Source organism: Mesorhizobium sp. B2-6-1 (assembly GCF_006440475.1).
Lineage (GTDB): Bacteria > Pseudomonadota > Alphaproteobacteria > Rhizobiales > Rhizobiaceae > Mesorhizobium.
The window spans coordinates 350,188-369,636 of the sequence record NZ_VFUH01000002.1 but is presented as its reverse complement, the minus strand read 5'-3'; the positions used below and the strand labels follow the sequence as shown (position 1 = coordinate 369,636).

Genomic DNA, 19,449 nt, shown 5'->3' with positions numbered 1-19,449 from the left:
CGCTCAGGCCGCCTTGCCATCGCTGAATTTCTCGATCGAGCGTGCCAGCTCGGCATGGTCACGCGCGAACTCGTCGAGAGCAATGCCCTTGACTGCGGCCTGCCACGCTTGCAGCACCGCGCGCACGCCGGCGCCGGGCCCGTCCGGATGGCTGACGATGCCGCCGCCGCAGAGATAAAGGAGATCGACCGTGCGGCCGGTGCGCTCATAGGTCTCGGGCGCCTGGCCGCCCCATTGGCCGGAGCAGGCCACGGGCAGCGCGCAATCGTATGATGAAAACAGCGGCGTGGTCACCGCTTCGAAAGAGCGGATGAAAGAATCGTCCGGCTCCCAGTATTTCGAGCCGATACCGTTGATCTGGAACTGGTCGACGCCGAGCAGCCGCCAGAATTGCTGCCATACCTTGAAATCCATGCCGAGGCCGGGATGGCGGGTGAGAATGTCCCAGCCATTGCGGTGCGCATGCAGCGCCAGCCCGGAGCGCTTCCTGAGGAAAGCCATGCCGCCGAATCCGATGGAGTTGATGTTGACGACCGCGCAATTGCCGCCGGCTTCGAGCACCAGATCGTGGTTGCGCATCATCTCGTCGGGATCGGCATGCGAGATTCCGAAGGCGTACATTACTTTCTTGCCGGTCTTTTGCTCGTGGTCACGGATCAGCGGCATGATCGCCTTCACCCGCTCAGCGAGCGGCGAATAGGCCGGGCTCATCAGCTTCTCGTCGTCCTTGATGAAATCGACGCCGGCTTCGATCAGTTCGCCCACCATCGCGGCTGTCTCGTGCGGCCTGAGGCCAAGCGCCGGCTTGACGATGGTGCCGATGATGGGACGGCCCTCGACCCCGGTCAGCCTGCGGCTGCCGGCAACGCCGAATTGCGGGCCGGGATGGGCGCCCCGGTATTGTTCCGGCAGCTTCATGTCGATGACCCGGATACCGGACAGGCCCCTGATCGAATAGGTGCCGCTGATGGCGATCGTCATCAGCGCCGACAGGTCGGTGCCGATGGCGTCGAACGGGAAGCCGATATCGACATCGGCGCGCCGGAAGGGGCCGTTCCCGGATCCGGGAAGCGACGGCTGCTCGGCATCGGGCAGGGGACTGATCGCCAGCACACGAGCCGCCACACGCGCCTTTAATTCCTCGGTCTCGCCGGGCAGTGGGACGAAGGTGCCGGTCGACTGGTCGCTCGCGATCTTGGCCGCCAGCGCTTCGATGCTGCCAGAGGTTTCGATGCGATAGGTAAGCGTGATCATGGTCTGTCGGCCGCTCGAAAAGGGTTCGAAAAAAGTTTTGTCGCGCAGGAAATCTGGTATAATGAGTACCTAAGTATTGCAAGCAATATCCCGACTTCGGCAAGAGGGCCGGCTTCGGCAATTCCGGGAAATGAGCGGCGTTTTTCGTTCGGAATGCCTGGAACAAACAGCTGGCGCGGCTTGGCGATTGCATGAAATCGCGGGACCGCTCCAGGCGCAGGCATTCCGGTAATCCTGCCTGGAATGCTAAACAGGAACCGGGCCAGGGAGTGATTCGTCACGATGAACCGTTCGGAGCCGATCGTCCGGCGCAAACTTTCCGACGAAGTCTTTGCAAGGCTGAAGCGGCTGATCACCAGCGGCGAGCTGCAGCCGGGCGACGACATGCCGTCCGAACGCGAGTTGATGGAGCGCTTCGAGGTCGGCCGGCCGGCGATCCGCGAGGCCATGCAGGCGCTGAGCAATATGGGACTGGTCGCCATCTCGCATGGCGAGCGCGCCAAGGTGCTGCAACTAACCGCCAAATCGATCATCAAGCAGGTCGACGGCGCGGCCAAGATCATCCTGTCTTCATCCAGGGACACGCTGGAGCACCTGAAGACGGCGCGCATCTTCTTCGAGCGCGGCATGGTCAGGGAAGCCGCGGAAAAGGCGACCGCCGAGGATGTGCAGCGGCTCAGGGCAACGGTGGCCGAGCAGCGCGCCGCGCGCGGTGATTCCGAAGCCTTCATCTCCGCCGACATGAAGTTCCACACCCAGATATCGGCGATATCGGGCAATCCGATCTATGTCGCCGTCAGCGAAGCCACGCTCGGCTGGCTGAAGGAATACCACACCGAGATGCTGATCTGGACCGGCAAGGAACAATACACGCTTACCGAGCATGAGGAGATCATCGACCGCATTGAGCACCGTGATGCCGACGGCGCCGAAAAGGCGATGATCAAGCATCTCGAACGCTCGCGTGCGCTCTATGTGATGAATTCCGATAAGTAGCTCTAGCCAACCCGGACAATGGCGTAGGGCGACATCGTAAGATGGCCCTGACCCAGTGCCGAAACATCAACCGGGACGTCGTTCGCCGTCAGGTTCGCCAGCCAGACGGCAATGTCGCCCGAGGCGGCGCGACCGGCCAGCGCCGCAACACGCGTCTCGTCGCTTGTTTTCGCGGCAACATGCGCGAGCCCAGCCAGTTCGCAAAGCCCTTGGACGGCCCGGAAAATCGGCCGCGGCGATCCCTCGGCGACAGGTTCGCCGGATGCGGCCAGCACGCCGAATGGTCCGGTGATGCTGGACAGTGTCAGCATCTCCAGCCCGGCCGGCGCGACGCGCGCGGCATAGCCAATGGTCCAGGCGGCGGCAAACTGCGCGGCATGGCGGGGATCACGGTTCGCCATGGCAATGCGTTGGCCGGCAAAATTGTCCTTGGTCGCGCCGCCATAGGGGTTCTGTCGCATGGCAATGGTCGACGGGCCGATCCGGTAAGGCTTGTCGCCGAAGATCGCCCGGGTCGACCGGGTGATGAAGGGCAGCGCCTCCAGCGATTGCATGACGCTGAGATCGTCGGCGGCGTGAACGATCGGACAGGTGCAGTGCGTGACGAAATCGAGTTGGTCGGCGGGCACGCGCTTACGGTTGAGCTCGGTGAAATAGCTGAACATGCCGCCGCCGAGGCGGATCCCGGGAAAGGCGCGCCGCGCCGCGGCATAGATTTCTTCCAGCGGCGGGCATGCCGGCCAGGCGCTGCCCGGCGGCGTCGACTGGCGGTCGACCGAAGGCGAGACGGCAACCGCATCGAGCCGCAGGCCGACCCGGCGCACCATATCGGCGACATCGGAGAATTCGGCATCGAGGTCGCCCGTGCAGGCCACCACGCATTCGAGCGTGGTCGAGGCGGGATGCGCCGCGGCGAGCCGGGCATGGGCGCGCAGCGCGTCCAGGCCGTGGCCGCGCGTCGGATCGAAGTGGAACAGGAGTTGCTGCGGACCGAGCCTTGCGAGCATCGGCAGTTCGGCCAGCGTTGCCTCGACGTCCTCGGGATAGACGATCACGCCGACATCGGGCAGCCTCGGCCCGGTCTCGCCGAGTTCGATGCGGACCGGTTCGGCACTCGCGGTCGCGGCGGGCATCCCGGCGCTGCCGGTGAGGCGCAGGCTCACCGTCTGGCGCAGCGGTTCGCCGGCCGGCAGCACATAGGGCCACGGCAAGGCCAGCGGCCGCACATAGGTCTTGTAGGAGGCGTCCGACCAGTTGCGCTGGTCCTCCATTTCGAAAGTATCGCCTTCCATCCTGCATTCGGCGCTGACGCCGGGACGCACTGCATGGGTGATGGCACGCAGGTCCTTGAAGGGCTGCCATGGGTCGATCAGATCAGGCAGTTCCGTGTCCACCACCCTGCCATCGGTGTGCTCCACCGTCACCGGGCTGCCGGCGAGGCCGGCGATCGGATGCAGGATGCAGAAGCCGCAGCGGTTGGTCTCGAAATCGCTCTCCGGCAGTGCGGCCACATCGAAGACCAGCCTGCCGTCGGCGGAGCCTTCGATCGTCGCGTGGAAGCGCAGGCTGCTGCCGCCCGGGCCGGTGCAATTCGCCTCATAGCTTACCGAGAAACGGTCGACCTTCTGGTCGATGGTCAGGTCCGTCAGCTCCGGCTCATAAGTGCCCCAGTCGCGGTCGCGTACGATATAGGCGATGGCGCGCAGCACTTCGGTGCCGGCATGCCGGATTGTGCGCAGATTGCCATTGACCAGCTCGGCACTCAGCGCGCCCGCCTGCAGCAGGATCGGTGCCGCTTCGGCCGCCCGTGTGCCGTAAAGATCGAACACGTCGGCCGTCATTGCAGCAAGGCTTCGATCTGCACCGGTTCGCGGCTCGCAGCACCCGCATAGGCGGCCTCGACCAGGGCGAATGTCTTCAGATTGTCGGCGCCCGAGGTCGCCGGCTCCTTGCCGCCGACAAGGCAGTCGACCCAGTGCCGCTGGATGGCCAGCACGCTTTCCTGGATGTTGTGCCATGGCCGCGAGGCCCAGGGCAGGAGCGGCGGCGAGACATCGCTCACTCTGGTTCCGCTCTTGCCGGTGACGGTCAGCCGGTAGCCCTGCGCCAGCCGGATCGTGCCGTCGACGCCGTCGAGCTCGATAAGTGTTTCCGGGAACGGCTCGGTGGCAAGCTTGGTCGCATAGCTGCAATCGACAACCGACGTGGCGCCGCCGGCATGATCCATGAGCATCGTCGCCACATCCTCGCCGGCGATCGCGGGGTTGATGCGTGTGGTCCGCGCGGTCAGGCTCGTGACGTCGCCGAGCAGGAAGCGGGCGATGTCGAGGATGTGGATGCCGAGGTCCTCGATGATGAAGCGTTTTCCGGTCGCCAGATAGGGCTGGCCGGAAAACACGTCATAGCCGGAGCGGAAGGAGATGCGGCCGAAGAACGGCGTGCCGATCTCGCCCTTGTCGAGCAGGGCGCGCACCGCCTGGATCGGCGACTGCCAGCGGAAGTTCTCATGCACCATAAGCGGCACGCCGGCCTTGGCGCAGGCCGCGACCATCGCCTTGGCATCGCCAAGCGTCGGCGCGAACGGCTTCTGGCAGATGACGGGAACACCATGCGCGGCCGCCATCTCGACCAGCGGTCGATGGCTGCCGACAGTGGTGGCGATGTCGACGAAGTCGAGCGTCTCGGCGGTGAAAAGTTCCGCCGCATCGGTGTAGCGCCGCGCCACGCCGAACTGGTCGCCGACGATCCGCAACCGCTCCGGATCGCGGTCGCAGATGGCGACGATCGAGGCGCCCTCTATGTCGCGCCAGGCATGCATCTGGTTGACGGCGAAGAAGCCGCAACCGATCAGCGCTCCACGCAACCCCGCCATGCTCAGCCCGCCTTTGCCATCTGCATCAGGGTAACGCGCTGCTGCAGCCGGCGCTGCGCCTGGTCGACGACGACGGCGACGATGATGACGAGGCCCTTGATCACCATCTGCCAGAACGAGCTCACGCCCATCATCACCAGCCCGTCCGAAAGGATGCCGATGACGAAGGCGCCGACGATGGTGCCGCCGATCGTGCCGCGGCCGCCCGACATCGAAGTGCCGCCAAGCACCGCCGCGGCGATGGCGTTGAGCTCAAAGCTCTCGCCCGTCGCCGGATGCGAGGCCATCAGCTCCGACGAGATGATCAGCCCGACGATTGCCGCGCAGAAGCCGGAGAACATGTAGACGAACATCTTGACCATGTTGACGCGCACGCCCGAGATGCGCGCGGCGCGCTCATTGCCGCCGACGGCGAAGATGTGGCGGCCAAGCGGCGTGTAGCGGGCGAGATAGGCCGCCCCCAGCGCCACCACGATCAGGATCCAGATCGAGACCGGCAGGCCGAGCAGCCGGCCGGCACCCAGGAAGCCGAAGCCGGTGGTGCCGAGTTCCGGCTTGCCGACGAGATTGGGGAAAGTGCGGCCGTCGGAGGAAAGCAGCGCGAAGCCGCGCGCCACATAGAGCACGCCGAGCGTGGCGATGAAGGGCGCGACGTTGAGCCTGGTGATCAGCAGCCCGTTGACGGCGCCGATCAGCATGCCGACCGCGAGCGTGATCAAGGCGATCTCGACGACATTGAAATAGATGGTGTAGCCGATCTGCAGGTCGATGCCGTTGAGCACGAGGTAGCCGGCCACCATGCCGCACAGGCCGACGATCGAGCCAACCGAAAGGTCGATGCCGCCGGTGATGATGACGAAGGTCATGCCCATGGCGAGAAAGGCATTGAGCGCCACGTGCTTGGCCATCAGGATCAGATTGGCGGCCGACAGGAAGTTCGGCGCCGCGATCGAGAAGAACACCAGCACGGCGATCAGCGCAATGAAGGTTCTGAGCTTCATCAGCGTCAGCAGCGCCGAGCCGCTGGAGGCGGAGGAAGCGGCAGCCTTGGCCGGAATGTCAGTCATCAGCGTTGCTCCCCATGTGCGGCCGGTCCGTGGCCCAGCGCCGACGCGGCGACGATCGCCGCCTCCGTCGCTTCGGCGCGGTCGAATATGCCGGTCAATCTGCCATTGCTCATCACCGCGATGCGGTGGGACAGCGCCATCACCTCGTCGAGGTCCGAGGTGGCGAACAGGATGCCCAGCCCGTCGCGCGAAAGCTTGCGCATGGTGCGGAAGACATCGGCCTTGGCGCCGACATCGATGCCGCGGCTGGGCTCGTCCATCAGAAGCACTTTCGGTCCGGTGAGCAGCGCCTTGCCGATCACCACCTTCTGTTGGTTGCCGCCCGACAGCGACGAGACCTCCTGCGCCGGGTCGGCGACCTTGATTGCGAGTTCCCGCACCATCTGCATCACGGCCTGCCGCTCGGCACCGCCGCGGATGTGAAACAGGCGCACGAAGCGCGACAGGCTCGCCATCGTCAGGTTGCTGGCGACCGACAGGATCGACACCAGGCCCTCGCGCTGGCGGTCCTCTGGGATCAAGGCCAGCCCTCGCTGGATGCGGCGCGTCGTGTCGCGCTCCTTCACCTGCTTTCCGGCGATGAAGATCCTGCCGCTGGCATGGCCGTGACGGCCCATGATGCAGTCGAACAGCTCGCTGCGCCCCGCACCCATCAGCCCGTATATGCCGAGAATCTCGCCGGCGCGCAGCGACAGCGAGACGTGGTCGACCGCCAGCCCGCCGGTGACGCGTGGCAGGCAGATCTCCTCGGCGCGGAAGATTTCCGCGCCCGGCACATGGCCGTCGGCCTTGGCGAAGTCCTTGGCGTCCGAGCCGATCATCTGCCGCACGATCCACTGCGTATCGACGTTTTTTATCTGCTCCTGGCCGGTGATGCGGCCGTCGCGCAGCACGGTGATGTAGTCGCCGATGCGGATCAGTTCCTCCAGCCGGTGGGAGATGTAGACGATGGCGACGCCGCGCGCCTTGAGGTCGGCGATCACCTTGAACAGGATCTCGACTTCGGCGGCGCTCAGCGCCGAGGTCGGCTCGTCCATGATGAGGATCTTGGCGTCGAGCGAAACCGCCTTGGCGATCTCGACCAGTTGCTGCTGGCCGATGCGCAGATCCTCGACCAGCATGTCGGGCCGGATGCCGGCTTCCAGCCGCTCCAGGAATTCACCGGCCCGGCGCTCCTGTTCCTTGCGGTCGATCTTGCGGAAGCGGTTGGTGATCTCGCGCGTGGCGAAGATATTCTCGGCGACCGAAAGGTTGCCGAACAGGTTCAGCTCCTGGAACACCATGCCGATGCCGCGGTCGACCGCATCTCCCGACGACGAGAAAGAGACCTCTTCGCCTTCGAGCAGGATGCGCCCTACGGTCGGCTGCTCGACGCCGGCGATGATCTTCATCAGCGTCGACTTGCCGGCGCCGTTTTCCCCGACCAGCACGTTGACCGCGCCCTTGCGCACTTCGAAATTCGCCTGCTTGACCGCGACCGTGCCGGCATAGACTTTCGAGACATCCTCCAGCTTGAGGATGACGTCATGGCCATTCGCCTGGCTCATGGCTTCGGCCCGATCTCGGCCTCCGCCGGCGTCACCAGCGGCAGGTCCTGGCCGCCTTCGATCGTATAGGCGCCGAGCACCTTGGCGGTGCGGCCTTCCAGCGCCTCGCGCCGCAGCTTGGAGAGCACCGTCTTGGCGGCATGGGCATTGAAAGCCTTGCCGAACTGGGCGAAGTCGATCTGGTTGGTGAAGTCGTTGAACTGGACGAAGTCGAGGCTGTCGCGCAGTGCCGTGCCGCGCATCGCCGGCCCAATCTGGACGCGCGCGTCCGCCTTGCCGTCACCGTCGGCGTCGACATCGATGGTGGCCGCGCGCGACTGCGTGTTTGCCGCGACGATCTTGCCCTCGACGCGCACGGCGAACGTCCATGGCGAATTCGCCTGCTTCTTCGGATTGCCGTATTTGGCGCCGGCCGCGGCCGGATCGGTCTTCGCCAGCGCATGGACCTCGGCGAACGGTCCAGCCTTCTGCTGCAGATAGGGAATGACTTTCGCCGCCCAGATGTCCTCGACCATCTTGTCAGGGTTGAAGGCGGAGGCATTGCCGTCGCCTTGCGCCGATGGCGTCGGAAGGATCTTGCAGGCGCTGAGCGCGATGCCGGCGGTCAGGGCAAGGATCGGCCAACTCGGCTTTTTCTGCATGGCGGTCGAGGCATCCTGGTGAAAAGGAGCGAGGGACGAACCTCGGTTCGCCCCCCGCTGTTCGCGTTGCGCCGGCTCAGTTCTTGAGCGCGAAGGTTTCCAGCTTGGCGGCATTGTCGCCATTGATGAGCACGCAGTCCATCAGCTGCTTTTCCTTCTCGGGCGACTTCTTGTTCTTGATGAAGTCGTTGGCCTGTTCGACCGCCATCTGCGCCTGGGCATAGGCCGGCTGCAGCACCGTCGCCTTGATGCCGCCCGAGGTGATGGAATCGCGCACGTCGTTCGATCCGTCGAAGCCAACGACGATGACGTCCTTGCGGCCGGCCGCGGCAAGCGCCGCATAGGCGCCCATCGCCATCGTGTCGTTGCCGGAGATGACGCCCTTGATGTCAGGATTGGCCTGCAGGATCGATTCCATCTTGGAATAGGCCTCGGTCTGGCTCCAATTGGCCGATTGCTGCGCGACCATCTTCAGGTCCGGATAGTCGTCGATGACGTCGTGATAGCCCTTGGAGCGGATGCCGGCATTGGTGTCGGATTCCTTGCCGACCAGCTCCACGAAATTACCCTTCTCGCCCATCAGCTTGACGAATTCCTGCGCGCCGAGCTGGGCGCCCTGGTAGTTGTTGGAGACGATCTGAGCCACCGCGACGCCGGTGGCGTTGATCTCGCGGTCGATGAGGAAGGAGGGGACGCCGGCGTCCTTGGCCTTCTGTACGGCGGCGACGGTGGCGTCGGCGCCGGCATTGTCGAGGATGATCGCCTTTGCGCCGCGGCCGATCGCGGTGTCGATCAGCTCGGACTGCTTGTTGGCGTCGTCGTCATGGACCAGCACCAGCGCCTCGTAGCCCAATTCCTTGGCCTTGGCTTCGGCGCCGACGGCTTCCGCCTTGAAGAACGGATTGTCGTGCGATGGGGTGATGATGGCGATGAGATCCGCCGCGTAGGCGGGCATCGCCGTGCCGAGTGCCAGCACGCCTGCGAAGGCGGCAAGCGTCATTCTGCGTGTCAGTTTCATGAAGTCCTCCCGTTGAAACCCATGCCTCGATCGTTTCGAGGCCTCTATCTACGATTGAGTTCGTCAGGCAGGGCCGGCAGCGCGCCGCCCGGATTTCAGAGCCGATCGCCGGCTGTCATCCGAACTGCTCCTCGCTCCGCTCCCGCCGTCCTCACTCGCATCAACTTCAAACTTCCAACGAAGCATGACCGATCCGAGTCCGGGAACAGCTAAAGCTAACTGGTATAATGAGTCAACCACTAATTCAGGTGATCTGTATCTAAGCGGCGGCCCGCTCAGGTAATCCGCTGGATGCTGGCTGCGATCTCTTCCGGTTCGAAGACCCGCTTCCAGTCGTCGCGCATCAGCACCGGCTTGCCGAATTCGATGGCCTTGTTGCAGGCGTCGGAGAACACGCCTTTGGTTTCGCCGAAGATTACGGCGCCGAGCACATTCATGTGGCCGAGCAGGAAATCGAGGGCCGCCTGCTGGTCGACGCCGCGCGCCACGACCTCGTCGACAGCTTCCTTCATGACCACCAGCAGCGAGGCGCACACGGTCTCAGAAAGGCCGGGCTCGAGCAGCGCCATCTGCTCGACGGAAACGCGGTGCGAGCGCATCACCGGCGCCCAGATGATCTTGGCGATGGCCTCGCCCTTGGCGTAGTCCGCTTCCGGTCCCTGCATCAGTGCGCTGACCATGTGCTGCTTGGCCTTGACGCCGCCGAAATAATCTTTCTTGGCCGCCATGTCGGTTTCGTCGTTGAAGATCGGCGGATGGCAGGGGTGGGTGACGAAGTAGGTCAGGTCGGGACGATCAGGCAAATGGCCGGCAAACGGCGCCGCGGCATCGAGAACGATCACCATCGTGCCCGGCGCAAGCTTGCTTTCGATGCTTGCCGCGACCTTGCCGATATGGGTGTCCGGAACCGCCAGGATCACCACCTCGGCGCCTTCCAGCGCCTCGTCGGCACCGACCGTATCGAAGCCCAGCCCGGTCTTCAGCCGCTCGCGCCCGGCCTCGCTGACCTCGACATGGCGGATCGTATAGGGCGAGCCGCGGAAATTGGTCGAAAGGCGGTAACCCATTTTGCCGCCGGCACCGAACAGCGCGATCGTCGTCATCTAGCCTTGCTCCTAAATATTGAACGATGGTCTCGCCAATCGTCACCTTATATACTGGTATGATCACTCTACCATCTTGGCAAGAGAAATCATTGTCACTGCGGCCTGATTGCCGCAGCGCCCGCCTTAGGTTTCGCCGTGCCGTCGCCGGCTGCGCTCTCGAGGGCGGCGGGGTCGAGGGCGGCGGGGTCGACGGCGGCGCGCCGCGACAGCACCTGCCGGCCGGCCAGCGCCAGAACGAAAATGACCACGATGCCCTGGACGATGTCCTGCGCGCCGGGCGGCAGGCCGATGATCTGCATGGTCGTGACGATGAGGATCAAAAGGATGCTGGCGAACAATGTGCCGAGCGCCGTCGCGGAGCCGCCGAAGATCAGCGTCCCGCCCAGCACCACCGCGGCGATGGATTGCAGGAGATAGGGCTGGCCCATTTCAAGAAAGGCGCCGCCGATATAGGCACCCAGCAGCAGCCCGTTGAGCGAGGCCAGCACCGAGGAGATGATGAAGGCCGAGGCGATGACCCGGTTGTTGCGGATCGCTGCTAGTCGCGCCGCCGCGCGGTTCTGGCCGACTGCCGAGAGCAGTTGTCCGTAAACGGTATAGCGTAGCACGAACGACGTTGCGGCGACGCCCAGGATGGCGATGACTGCCATGATCGGCACGCCCGCGACACGGCCCGTCGCCAGCGTCTTCAACAGCGGACTGACGGCGAAGCCCGATATCGCGCGGTTCGACAGCAGCGTTGCGGTTGCCAGCACATAGCCCGTCGCCAGCGTGGCGATGATGGCCGGTATGTTCAGCCCGACGACGAGCAGCGCGTTGAGAGCGCCGACCGCAAGGCCGAGCAGGATCGCGGCGCCGACGCCGACGGCGAGGTTGGCGTCCTGGCCCTTGATGGTCAGCAGCGCCACGAAGGCGCTGAGCGTGATCACCGAGGCCACGGAAAGGTCGATATTGCCGCGCCCGGTGGTGACGACGAACATCTGGCCGATGCCGACGACCGTTAGGAACGAGGCCGACAGAACGATGCCCGACAGGCTGGAGAGGCTGAAGCGGTTGGTGACGATGGACAGCACCAGCCAGAGCAGCAGCACCCCGATCGCCGACCAGATCCAGCGGTTTTTCTGCGCCCAAGGGCTGAAGGCGGCAAGCGCGTTCATTGTTCGCTCCTGCGGTCCGCGGTCAGGCTGCGCAAGGTCAGCAGGGCGATGAGGATCAATCCCTGCGTCGCCGCATTGAAGTCGCTGCTCACGCTCAGCGTGCCGAGCAGGGCGCCGATCAACGCCAGCGTGACCGCGCCGGCGACGGCGCCGACCGGCGAGATGACGCCGCCCAACAGCGAACAGCCGCCCATCACCACGGCGGCGACGCTGAGCAGGGTGAATGAATTGCCGGAATTGATGTCGCTCGCCGTATTGATCGCCGTCAGCGACAGGCCGGCGGCGGCGGCGAACAGCCCGGCGACGAGGTAGCGCACCAGCGCGTAGCGCGTCGGCGACCAGCCGGAACGGATCATCGCGGTCGGATTGTTGCCGAAACCGCGCAGCACCACGCCGAGCGGCAGCCGGTCGATCACGAACACCACGATTGCCACCGCGGCGATGAGGATGATCGAGGTTGGCACGAAGCCGAGCGACCAGTTGAACATTGCCGACAGCCATTCGGGGCTGGCGCCGCCCGGCGTCGGCTGCAGCGCATAGCCTATCCCGACCCAGATGAAGGACGCGCCCAGCGTGACGACGATGGCCGGGATCTTGCGCGCCTGGATCAGGCCGCCGAGGCCGGCATAGGCGGCGATCGCCGCAGCCAGCGCCAGCGCGCCGAGCCACGGCTGGTCGTAGAGCAGCGTGGCGCTGAGCACGCTGACGAGCCCCGCGAACGCGCCGACGCCGAGGTCGATCTCGCTGCCGCCGACGATGAACATCTGCGCCGCGGTCACCAGTACCAGCGACAGCGCCGGCATCAGCAAGAGGTCGAGCCCGAAAATGGAGGCGACCGCCGGATTGGCCGAGATCATCACCGCCAGCACGGCGGCGAGGCCGATGAAGGGGGCAGCATTCACCAGCCTGCGGGCAAGCCCGGCGCCGGCAGCGCCGCTGCGCCCCGCACTGGCGGCTTTGTCCGTCTGCTGGGCAAAGGACGCTCCAACGACGGCTGATTCCGTGATCGCCTCGCCGGCCAGTTCCTTGACGATGCAGCCGCCTGAAAACACCAGCACGCGGTCGCAGGCCAGGAGTTCGGCATCTTCGGTCGTGTGCCAGATGAGCGTGCGCCCGCCTCGCGCAATGTCGTTGCAGAGGCGGTAGAAGTCCTGCTTGGTGGCGATGTCGACGCCGCGTGTCGGGTCGTCGAGCAGGACGATCGGCGTGTCGGCGACGAGCGCCCGGGCGACGAGCGCCTTCTGCTGGTTGCCGCCGCTGAGCTCCAATATGTTGGATCCGAAGCGGGTTTCGTCGAGCCGCAGCCGGCCGGCGGCATCCGCCGCTGCCGCGCGGTTGGCGCGGTCCGAGACCAGGCCCAGCGCCGGGCGGCGTGCCAGGGCGCCGATGCTGATGTTCCCAAGCACGCTCCACAAGGGGAACACGCCTTCCTTCTGGCGGTCGCCCGCGATGAAACCGGCTTCACCGTTCCTGGCGACGGCCGCATCCGTTCCGGAATCGGGCTTGAAGATTGCGTGCAGCAACTCCTTCTGGCCGCTGCCTTCGAGGCCTGCCAATCCGATGATTTCACCGCGGCCGATCTCGATGTCGCGGCCGAGTTCGGCCGTCAGGAACCCGGACAATCGCACCAGCGCTTCGCGGCTGCCGGTGGTGGCGGTACCATGCTGGTGGATCGAGTTGGCGTCGCCCCCCATGAGCTGCACCAGCCTGCCGATCGACGTATCGGCCACATCGCCGCGCCAGGCGGTGCGTCCATTGCGCAGCACGACCACCTGGGTGGCGATGTCGATGATTTCCTGAAGCTTGTGGCTGATGAAGATGAAGGCGAGGCCGGATTTGGCCCGCTCCCGGATGAAGGCCCGCAACTGTCTCGAGCGATCGAGATCGAGCGAGGAGGTCGGCTCGTCAAGAACGATCAGCTTGACGCCAGGTGTCGCGGCGGCGCGCGCAATCTCGACCATTTGCCGTTCGGCGATGGAGAGGTGGCCGACTTCGGCATTCACATCGATGCCGTTTACGGGGAAGACGGCGTCCAGCGCCGAGCGGGCGCGCGCCCTGTAGAGTGCCCGCCAGCCCGGCCGGTTGGCGGCATCCGCCGGAATTTCCAGGAAGAAGTTTTCGGCCACCGAGAGGTTGGCGCACAGCGACAATTCCTGGTGCACCATGCGGATGCCGCGGCGCTGTGCCTCCGCCGTGTCGTAGCCGGCGAAGCCGATATTCTGGCCGGCAAACGAAATCGAGCCCAGGGTCGGCCACATCGCCCCGCACAGGATGCGCATCAGCGTCGATTTGCCGGCGCCGTTGCCGCCGACCAGCCCGATGATCTCGCCGGCGGAGACGGCGAGGTCGATCTCTGCATTCGCCAGCGTCGGTCCGAAGCTCTTGGTGATCCCGGAAAGCGAAACAACGCTCTGCCGGGCCGGATCGGCGAGCACCGCGGCGGCTGCGCCTTCCGGGGCGGCTACGGCGAGATGGGACATTCGTCCTCCGTTTCTTCACGGGCAGGGACCGGGCGCGGCCGTTCCGCGGCGCCCGGTCCCTGGCATTGCCAACCTTACTTGCTCAGCAGGTTCTGCTTGACCCAGTCGAGCGAATAGCTGGGGCTGATGATCTGGCCGCCCGGCAGCTTTGCATATTCCTTGAGGTTGCCGGCATCGACGGTAGCCACCGGCATGATCATCATCTTGGGTGCCTTGGCGCCCTTGAGCAGCGACAGGCCGAGCCAGAACGCGGCGCCGCCAATCCCGGGCGTGGTGTTCATCGAGACCGTCTGGTAGCCGTTCTTGGCGTTCTCCTCGGCCCACCATTTGACGAAGTCGGTGCCGCCGCCGCCTTCGATGATCGGCATCTTGCCGGCATAGTCGCCGCCATACTGGACGAACGCCTGGGCGATGCCGACATCGTCGCTGCCGCCTTGTGCGAGCACGGCGTCGACATGCGGCAGGGAGGGCAGCACGTTGGCGATGGCCGCCTGTGCGACCGACGCGGTCGCCTGGCCATAGACCGTGGCGACAACCTTGATATCGGGATATTTGGCCAGCACCGACTGCTGCGCGTTGAACATGTCGTTGTCGGGCGCCGACCCCTTGACGCCGCGCACCTGGATGACGTTGCCCTTGCCGCCGATCATCTTGAAGACGGCCTCGGCCTGGGCTGCCTTGTAGCCCTTGAAGTCGAAGTTGAGCTGGTAGTTGCAGGGCGCCGAGGCGACCGAATCGAACGAAACGACGATGATGCCGGCCTTGCAGGCTTTTTCGATGATCCCGTTGACCGCGGTTTCCGAGGCGGCATCGACGGCGAGCACGTCGACCTTCTTGAGGATCAGTTCGGCGATCTGGCTGTTCTGCTGCGCCACCGAGCCGTCGCCGTTCATGACGATGTAGTCGGCAATCTGACCGGCCGCCTTGGCTTCCTTGGCCGAGGCTTCGAAAGCCTCCACCATCTGGTGCCGCCAGGTGTTGCCGTAATAGGCGTTGGCGAGCGCGATCACCGGCGCATCCGGTGACGCCATTGCCGGCACAGCCGAGACGCTGACCAGCGCGGCGCCGGCAAGCGCCGCCACGGTTGAAAACTTCATGATATTTTCCTCCCAAAAAAACACCGGCCGATACGTCGGCCTTCTGCCATTCCGTTATGACGTCCTCCGAAAGACGCCATACCAGCTACATGTTATACCAGCATACCAAATAGGCAAGCGGGCACCGGAACCTCGATTGCCGAAACCTCCTTCGATTTAAGGACGAGACGAAGCTCGGCCGTCAGCTTCGTTCTTTCCTTGGCCAAACGGAGCCGGCCTGCTCCAGCAACTGGTGACCAGTCCAAAGTCGGCCGTAGACGGACGTTAGGTCATCATATATGTAATGTCAATCGATGGCGCGACCCTTGTCCGCCGACGCGACTCGGGATCGATTATGCCGCGAGCACCCAGGGAGGGACGGATGGAGCCGGTCCAGAAAAAGAAATTATATGTGGAGGTGCTTGACCGGTTGATGGCGGCAATCTCGACGTCCGAATTCCCGCCCGGCTCTCAATTGCCGTCGGAAAAGGAACTAATGACGATGATCGGCGTCGGCCGGCCCTCGATCAGGGAAGCGATGCTGTCGCTGCAGCAGATGGGACTTATCAGGATCTCGCACGGAGAACGTGCCCGCGTCATCAATCCGACGCCTGATGTCATCGTCGATCAGGTCTCAGCGGCGATGGTCATGATGCTGGCGACGAACTCTCGCGGGCTCGAAGAACTCAAGGAAGTCAGGCTCTTGCTGGAAACCGGCCTGGTTCGGATAGCCACGCGGCGCGCTACGGCCAAGAGTTTGGAACGCCTCGCGGAGACCTTGCGTCATTTGCGCGAGGCAAAGGGCGACCAAGCCCGGTTTGTAGCTGCCGACATGGAGTTCCACGCCGTCATTGCGGAGATGAGCGGCAATTCGATGATAGCGGCGGTGGCGAAGGGAATGCTCGAATGGCTGTCCCGTTTCAAGCGGGATCTGGTGGCGATGAAAGGCGCCGAGCGGCTGACGGTCGAGGAGCATGAGCGGATCTACAAGGCAATCGCCGGCGGCGATCCGGAAGGCGCGAGCGCGGCAATGGCCGACCACATTGGCCGCGCCAACGAGCTCTATTCGAAACTGGCCGGCGGCGGAGCCGGCTGAGCGGCCGCCGAAATTTTTTTGCCCGAGAAAACTCATATGATGACATGATTTCTTTTTGGTGCTAACGGTCACTCCGTGAACGTCATTCCAGTCGGGAAGCCTGCATTGTCCGGTCGCCTCCGCGCCACCTATCTGATCGAAACCCGCTACCCGCTGGAGGTTGCCGCGGCTGCGATGGCGGGCGAACAATCAAGCGGGACTTTCCGCGCCATACCCGGAGAAACGCCGGAGCTGCTGCGCAAGTTCGGAGCCCGCGTCGAATTCATCAGCGATGTTGCCGAGGTCGACAGCGAGGCGTTGCCGTTCTCCCGCTCGCCAAAAAATGCCACCGTCAGGCCGCGCCGGGCCAAGGTGGGCCTTTCCTGGAACATCGAGAATACGGGAACAGTGCTGCCTTCGGTCTGGTCGACGGTTCTCGGCAATCTGTTCGAGTTGCATCATTTTTCGGCCATGCGTCTCCTCGACGTTACCTTTCCCGATGCCTTCGCGGATGCCTACCCAGGGCCGGCCTTCGCCGTCGAGGGAACGCGTCGCCTGACCGGCGTCGACGGGCGTCCGCTGATCGGCACCATCGTCAAGCCGAGCGTTGGTCTTACCCCGCAGGAGACGGCGGCCCTGGCCGACACGCTGATTGCCGCGGGGCTTGATTTCATCAAGGACGACGAATTGATGGGGGACCCTCCGCATTCGCCGTTCGAACACCGGTTCGAAGCGGTCATGGCGGTGATAGACAGGCACGCCGACAGGACCGGGCGCAAGGTCATGTATGCGGCCAACATTTCCGGTGACATCGACGCCATGCGTCGCCAGCTGGATCTGATCGAGCGCCGTGGCGGGACCTGCGCCATGCTGGTCCTGAATTCCGTCGGCCTGTCCGCCGTCATCGAGATGCGCCGCCACTCCGCCGTTGCGCTGCACGGCCATCGGGCCGGATGGGGCCTCTTCAGCCGCTCTCCCGATCTCGGCATGAGCTATCTCGCCTATCAGAAATTCTGGCGTCTGGCGGGCATCGACCACATGCACGTCAACGGGCTGTCCAACAAGTTCTGCGAGCCGGACGAATCGGTGATGGCGTCGGCCCATGGCTGTCTCACCCCGATGTTCGAGCGGGCTGGCCGTCCCGATACGGTCATGCCGGTGTTTTCGTCTGGACAGACCGCTGTGCAGGCGGCCGAGACCTATACGAGGCTCGGCTCGGACGATTTCATCTATTGCTGCGGCGGCGGGATCATGGCGCATCCAGGCGGGCCGGCCGCCGGCGTTCGAAGCCTGCATGATGCTTTCGAAGCCGCGGCGGCAGGGGTTCCCGCACGCGACTACGCCGCCACGCATCCGGAGCTCGAAGCCGCGCTGCAAGCGTTCGGCTGAATCTGCGCCATCGGCGCGCCATCAAGGCAAATGGGAGAGAAAGCAAATGACGACATCCGTGGCGGTGCTTGGGGCCGGAGGGAAGATGGGCTTCCGCGTGACGCGCAAGTTGATCGAAGCGGGCTACGATGTCCGCGCCGTGGAGATCGGCGAGGCCGGCCGCAAGCGGCTGGGAGAGGCCGATATCGGCGCCGTCGCCATGGACGAGGGCATTCCCGGCGCCAAGGTGGTGGTAATGGCCCTGCCGGACAATACCATCGGCCAGGTGGCGCGGCAGATCTCGCCGATGCTTGCCGCGGGCACCATGATCCTTATTCTGGATGCGGCAGCGCCCTATGCCGGCGACTTGCCCGCGGATCGGCCGGATCTCACCTATTTCGTCGGCCATCCCTGCCATCCGCCGCTGTTCGGCGAAGAGACGGAATGGGCCGCGCGTCGCGATTACCATGGCGGCATCGCCAGGCAATCGATCGTCTGTGCCCTGATGCAAGGTCCGGAAGAGCACTATGCGCTTGGCGAGGAAGTGTGCAGGGCCATGTGGTCGCCGATCATCGACAGCCATCGCGTCACGGTCGAACAACTGGCGATCCTGGAGCCGGGCCTGTCCGAAATGGTGGCCATGCCCTTCGTCGACACCATGGTCGAGGCCGTCGAGGAGTGTGAGCGCAAATATGGCATTCCCAGACAGGCCGCGCTGGACTTCCTGATAGGGCATCTGAACGTCGAGATCGCCATGTGGTTCGGCTTCTCTCCGAAAGTGCCGTCCGATGCGGCGCTGAGGCTGATGCGATTCGCCAAAGGCGTCGTGGTCCGGGACGACTGGCGCGAAGCGCTGTCTCCTGCCAAGGTCAAGGAAGCCTCGGAATTGATCGTCTACGGCAAGGGAGCCTGAGCCCTGCCTTCGCCGCGCCGGACCTCGGTATCGACCGCGCTCTTCGATGGCTATCCCATGGAATTGGCCCTCGAGGAGATTGCGGCGGCCGGCGCCCTCCATGTCGAGCCGGCCTTCATCCGCGGCTATGTCGATTTCGACGAAGGCATGTTTGCGGCTGCGCACGCCGCGAAGTTGCGCCAGGCAGCGGAACATGCCGGGCTGGGGATCAATGCCGTGTCGGCTCATCTCGACCTGTCGGGGGCCGATGCCGTCGACGCCTTGTCCCGCCGCATCGGCTTTGCCGCCGGTCTTGGCGCGTCCTTCCTGATTACCAATGCCGGCCCGGCGAGAAACAGCGCGGCGATCCGCAAAACGATTGACGCCCTCCTGCCGAGGCTGGAGGAAGTCGGCATCGTGCTGGCGCTCGAGAATCCCGGACATGGCCAAGGCGATCTGCTCGGCAGTGCCCGGCTGGGGGCAAGCTTCATTCGGGACATCGGATCGCGACACGTGCGCCTGAACCACGACGCCGGAAATGTCTTTACCTACAGCAACGAGACGGTGCAGCCGGCGCAAGATATCGCTGATGCCATCGATGCCGTTGGGCATGCTCATCTGAAGGATGTCGTCAGCACCGGGGAGGGATGGACATTTTGCGCTATCGGCGACGGCTCGATCGACTACGAACCGTACTGGGCAACGCTTCCCGCGACGCTGCCGGTCAGCATCGAACTGCCATTGCGGCTGCGGCGCCCGCAGCACCGTGATCCCCAACGGCGGAGCGCGCCGGTGGATATCGCCACCATTCGGAGCGCGCTGCGGCGTTCACTGGATTTCGTCAACTCGCTGGAGATCGCAAAGAGCAGCACCTTCTGAACGCGAAAGGTGGTTCCTGGC

Annotated in this window: 16 protein-coding genes; 5 read left to right on the top strand and 11 right to left on the bottom strand. The window is 64.6% G+C overall.

All coding sequences use genetic code 11. The annotated features are described in order from the left end of the window. Positions 1-3: 3 nt before the first annotated feature. The gene (gene oiaX / locus FJ443_RS06450) at positions 4-1,254 is read right to left on the bottom strand and encodes a 3-oxo-isoapionate-4-phosphate decarboxylase OiaX (protein ID WP_140663158.1); all 1,251 of its coding nucleotides are present in this window, start codon (positions 1,252-1,254) and stop codon (positions 4-6) included. Between the two features lie 282 nt (positions 1,255-1,536). On the opposite strand from oiaX, the gene FJ443_RS06445 reads away from it, so the two are divergent. Then, complete coding sequence (locus FJ443_RS06445) at positions 1,537-2,250, top strand: transcriptional regulator NanR (protein WP_140514647.1); 714 nt, start codon at positions 1,537-1,539, stop codon at positions 2,248-2,250. Positions 2,251-2,252: 2 nt separating this feature from the next. On the opposite strand, the gene FJ443_RS06440 is transcribed toward FJ443_RS06445, so the two are convergent. The 10 genes from FJ443_RS06440 to FJ443_RS06395 all read right to left on the bottom strand — a co-directional run bounded on the left by FJ443_RS06440 (position 2,253) and on the right by FJ443_RS06395 (position 15,235). Beyond that, positions 2,253-4,091, bottom strand: coding sequence for a hypothetical protein (locus FJ443_RS06440; RefSeq protein ID WP_140663156.1), 1,839 nt, complete (start codon positions 4,089-4,091; stop codon positions 2,253-2,255). Beyond that, on the bottom strand, positions 4,088-5,122 hold the full coding sequence (locus FJ443_RS06435; protein ID WP_140663154.1) for a Gfo/Idh/MocA family oxidoreductase: 1,035 nt from the start codon (positions 5,120-5,122) through the stop codon (positions 4,088-4,090). Before FJ443_RS06435 ends, FJ443_RS06440 begins: the two co-directional genes overlap by 4 nt. Positions 5,123-5,124: 2 nt before the next feature. After that, positions 5,125-6,189 (bottom strand): ABC transporter permease, encoded by a 1,065-nt coding sequence (locus FJ443_RS06430; RefSeq protein WP_140497803.1) that lies wholly within the window; start codon positions 6,187-6,189, stop codon positions 5,125-5,127. Further along, entirely contained in the window at positions 6,189-7,736 is a 1,548-nt protein-coding gene (locus FJ443_RS06425) for a sugar ABC transporter ATP-binding protein (protein ID WP_140663152.1), read from the bottom strand. Before FJ443_RS06425 ends, FJ443_RS06430 begins: the two co-directional genes overlap by 1 nt. Next, complete coding sequence (locus tag FJ443_RS06420; RefSeq protein ID WP_140663150.1) at positions 7,733-8,377, bottom strand: DUF2291 family protein; 645 nt, start codon at positions 8,375-8,377, stop codon at positions 7,733-7,735. Before FJ443_RS06420 ends, FJ443_RS06425 begins: the two co-directional genes overlap by 4 nt. A gap of 76 nt (positions 8,378-8,453) precedes the next feature. Further along, on the bottom strand, positions 8,454-9,395 hold the full coding sequence (locus FJ443_RS06415; RefSeq protein ID WP_140497809.1) for a D-ribose ABC transporter substrate-binding protein: 942 nt from the start codon (positions 9,393-9,395) through the stop codon (positions 8,454-8,456). A gap of 275 nt (positions 9,396-9,670) precedes the next feature. After that, the gene (locus tag FJ443_RS06410) at positions 9,671-10,498 is read right to left on the bottom strand and encodes a phosphogluconate dehydrogenase C-terminal domain-containing protein (RefSeq protein ID WP_140663148.1); all 828 of its coding nucleotides are present in this window, start codon (positions 10,496-10,498) and stop codon (positions 9,671-9,673) included. A 95-nt stretch (positions 10,499-10,593) separates the two neighbouring features. Beyond that, entirely contained in the window at positions 10,594-11,658 is a 1,065-nt protein-coding gene (locus tag FJ443_RS06405; RefSeq protein WP_140663145.1) for an ABC transporter permease, read from the bottom strand. Further along, on the bottom strand, positions 11,655-14,138 hold the full coding sequence (locus FJ443_RS06400; protein ID WP_140663143.1) for an ATP-binding cassette domain-containing protein: 2,484 nt from the start codon (positions 14,136-14,138) through the stop codon (positions 11,655-11,657). The genes FJ443_RS06405 and FJ443_RS06400 overlap by 4 nt, the downstream gene beginning before the upstream one ends. 74 nt (positions 14,139-14,212) lie before the next feature. Then, on the bottom strand, positions 14,213-15,235 hold the full coding sequence (locus FJ443_RS06395) for an ABC transporter substrate-binding protein (protein ID WP_140520883.1): 1,023 nt from the start codon (positions 15,233-15,235) through the stop codon (positions 14,213-14,215). A 361-nt stretch (positions 15,236-15,596) separates the two neighbouring features. On the opposite strand from FJ443_RS06395, the gene nanR reads away from it, so the two are divergent. The 4 genes from nanR to FJ443_RS06375 all read left to right on the top strand — a co-directional run bounded on the left by nanR (position 15,597) and on the right by FJ443_RS06375 (position 19,428). Beyond that, on the top strand, positions 15,597-16,310 hold the full coding sequence (nanR, locus tag FJ443_RS06390) for a transcriptional regulator NanR (RefSeq protein WP_140497819.1): 714 nt from the start codon (positions 15,597-15,599) through the stop codon (positions 16,308-16,310). Between the two features lie 105 nt (positions 16,311-16,415). Then, positions 16,416-17,678, top strand: a complete 1,263-nt coding sequence (locus FJ443_RS06385; protein WP_181167652.1) for a ribulose-bisphosphate carboxylase large subunit family protein — start codon at positions 16,416-16,418, stop codon at positions 17,676-17,678. Positions 17,679-17,724: 46 nt separating this feature from the next. Next, positions 17,725-18,570 carry a phosphogluconate dehydrogenase C-terminal domain-containing protein gene (locus tag FJ443_RS06380; protein WP_140555469.1) on the top strand — a complete coding sequence of 282 codons (846 nt, stop codon included), beginning with the start codon at positions 17,725-17,727 and terminating at the stop codon, positions 18,568-18,570. A 57-nt stretch (positions 18,571-18,627) separates the two neighbouring features. After that, positions 18,628-19,428 (top strand): sugar phosphate isomerase/epimerase, encoded by an 801-nt coding sequence (locus tag FJ443_RS06375; protein WP_140663140.1) that lies wholly within the window; start codon positions 18,628-18,630, stop codon positions 19,426-19,428. Positions 19,429-19,449: the final 21 nt, after the last annotated feature.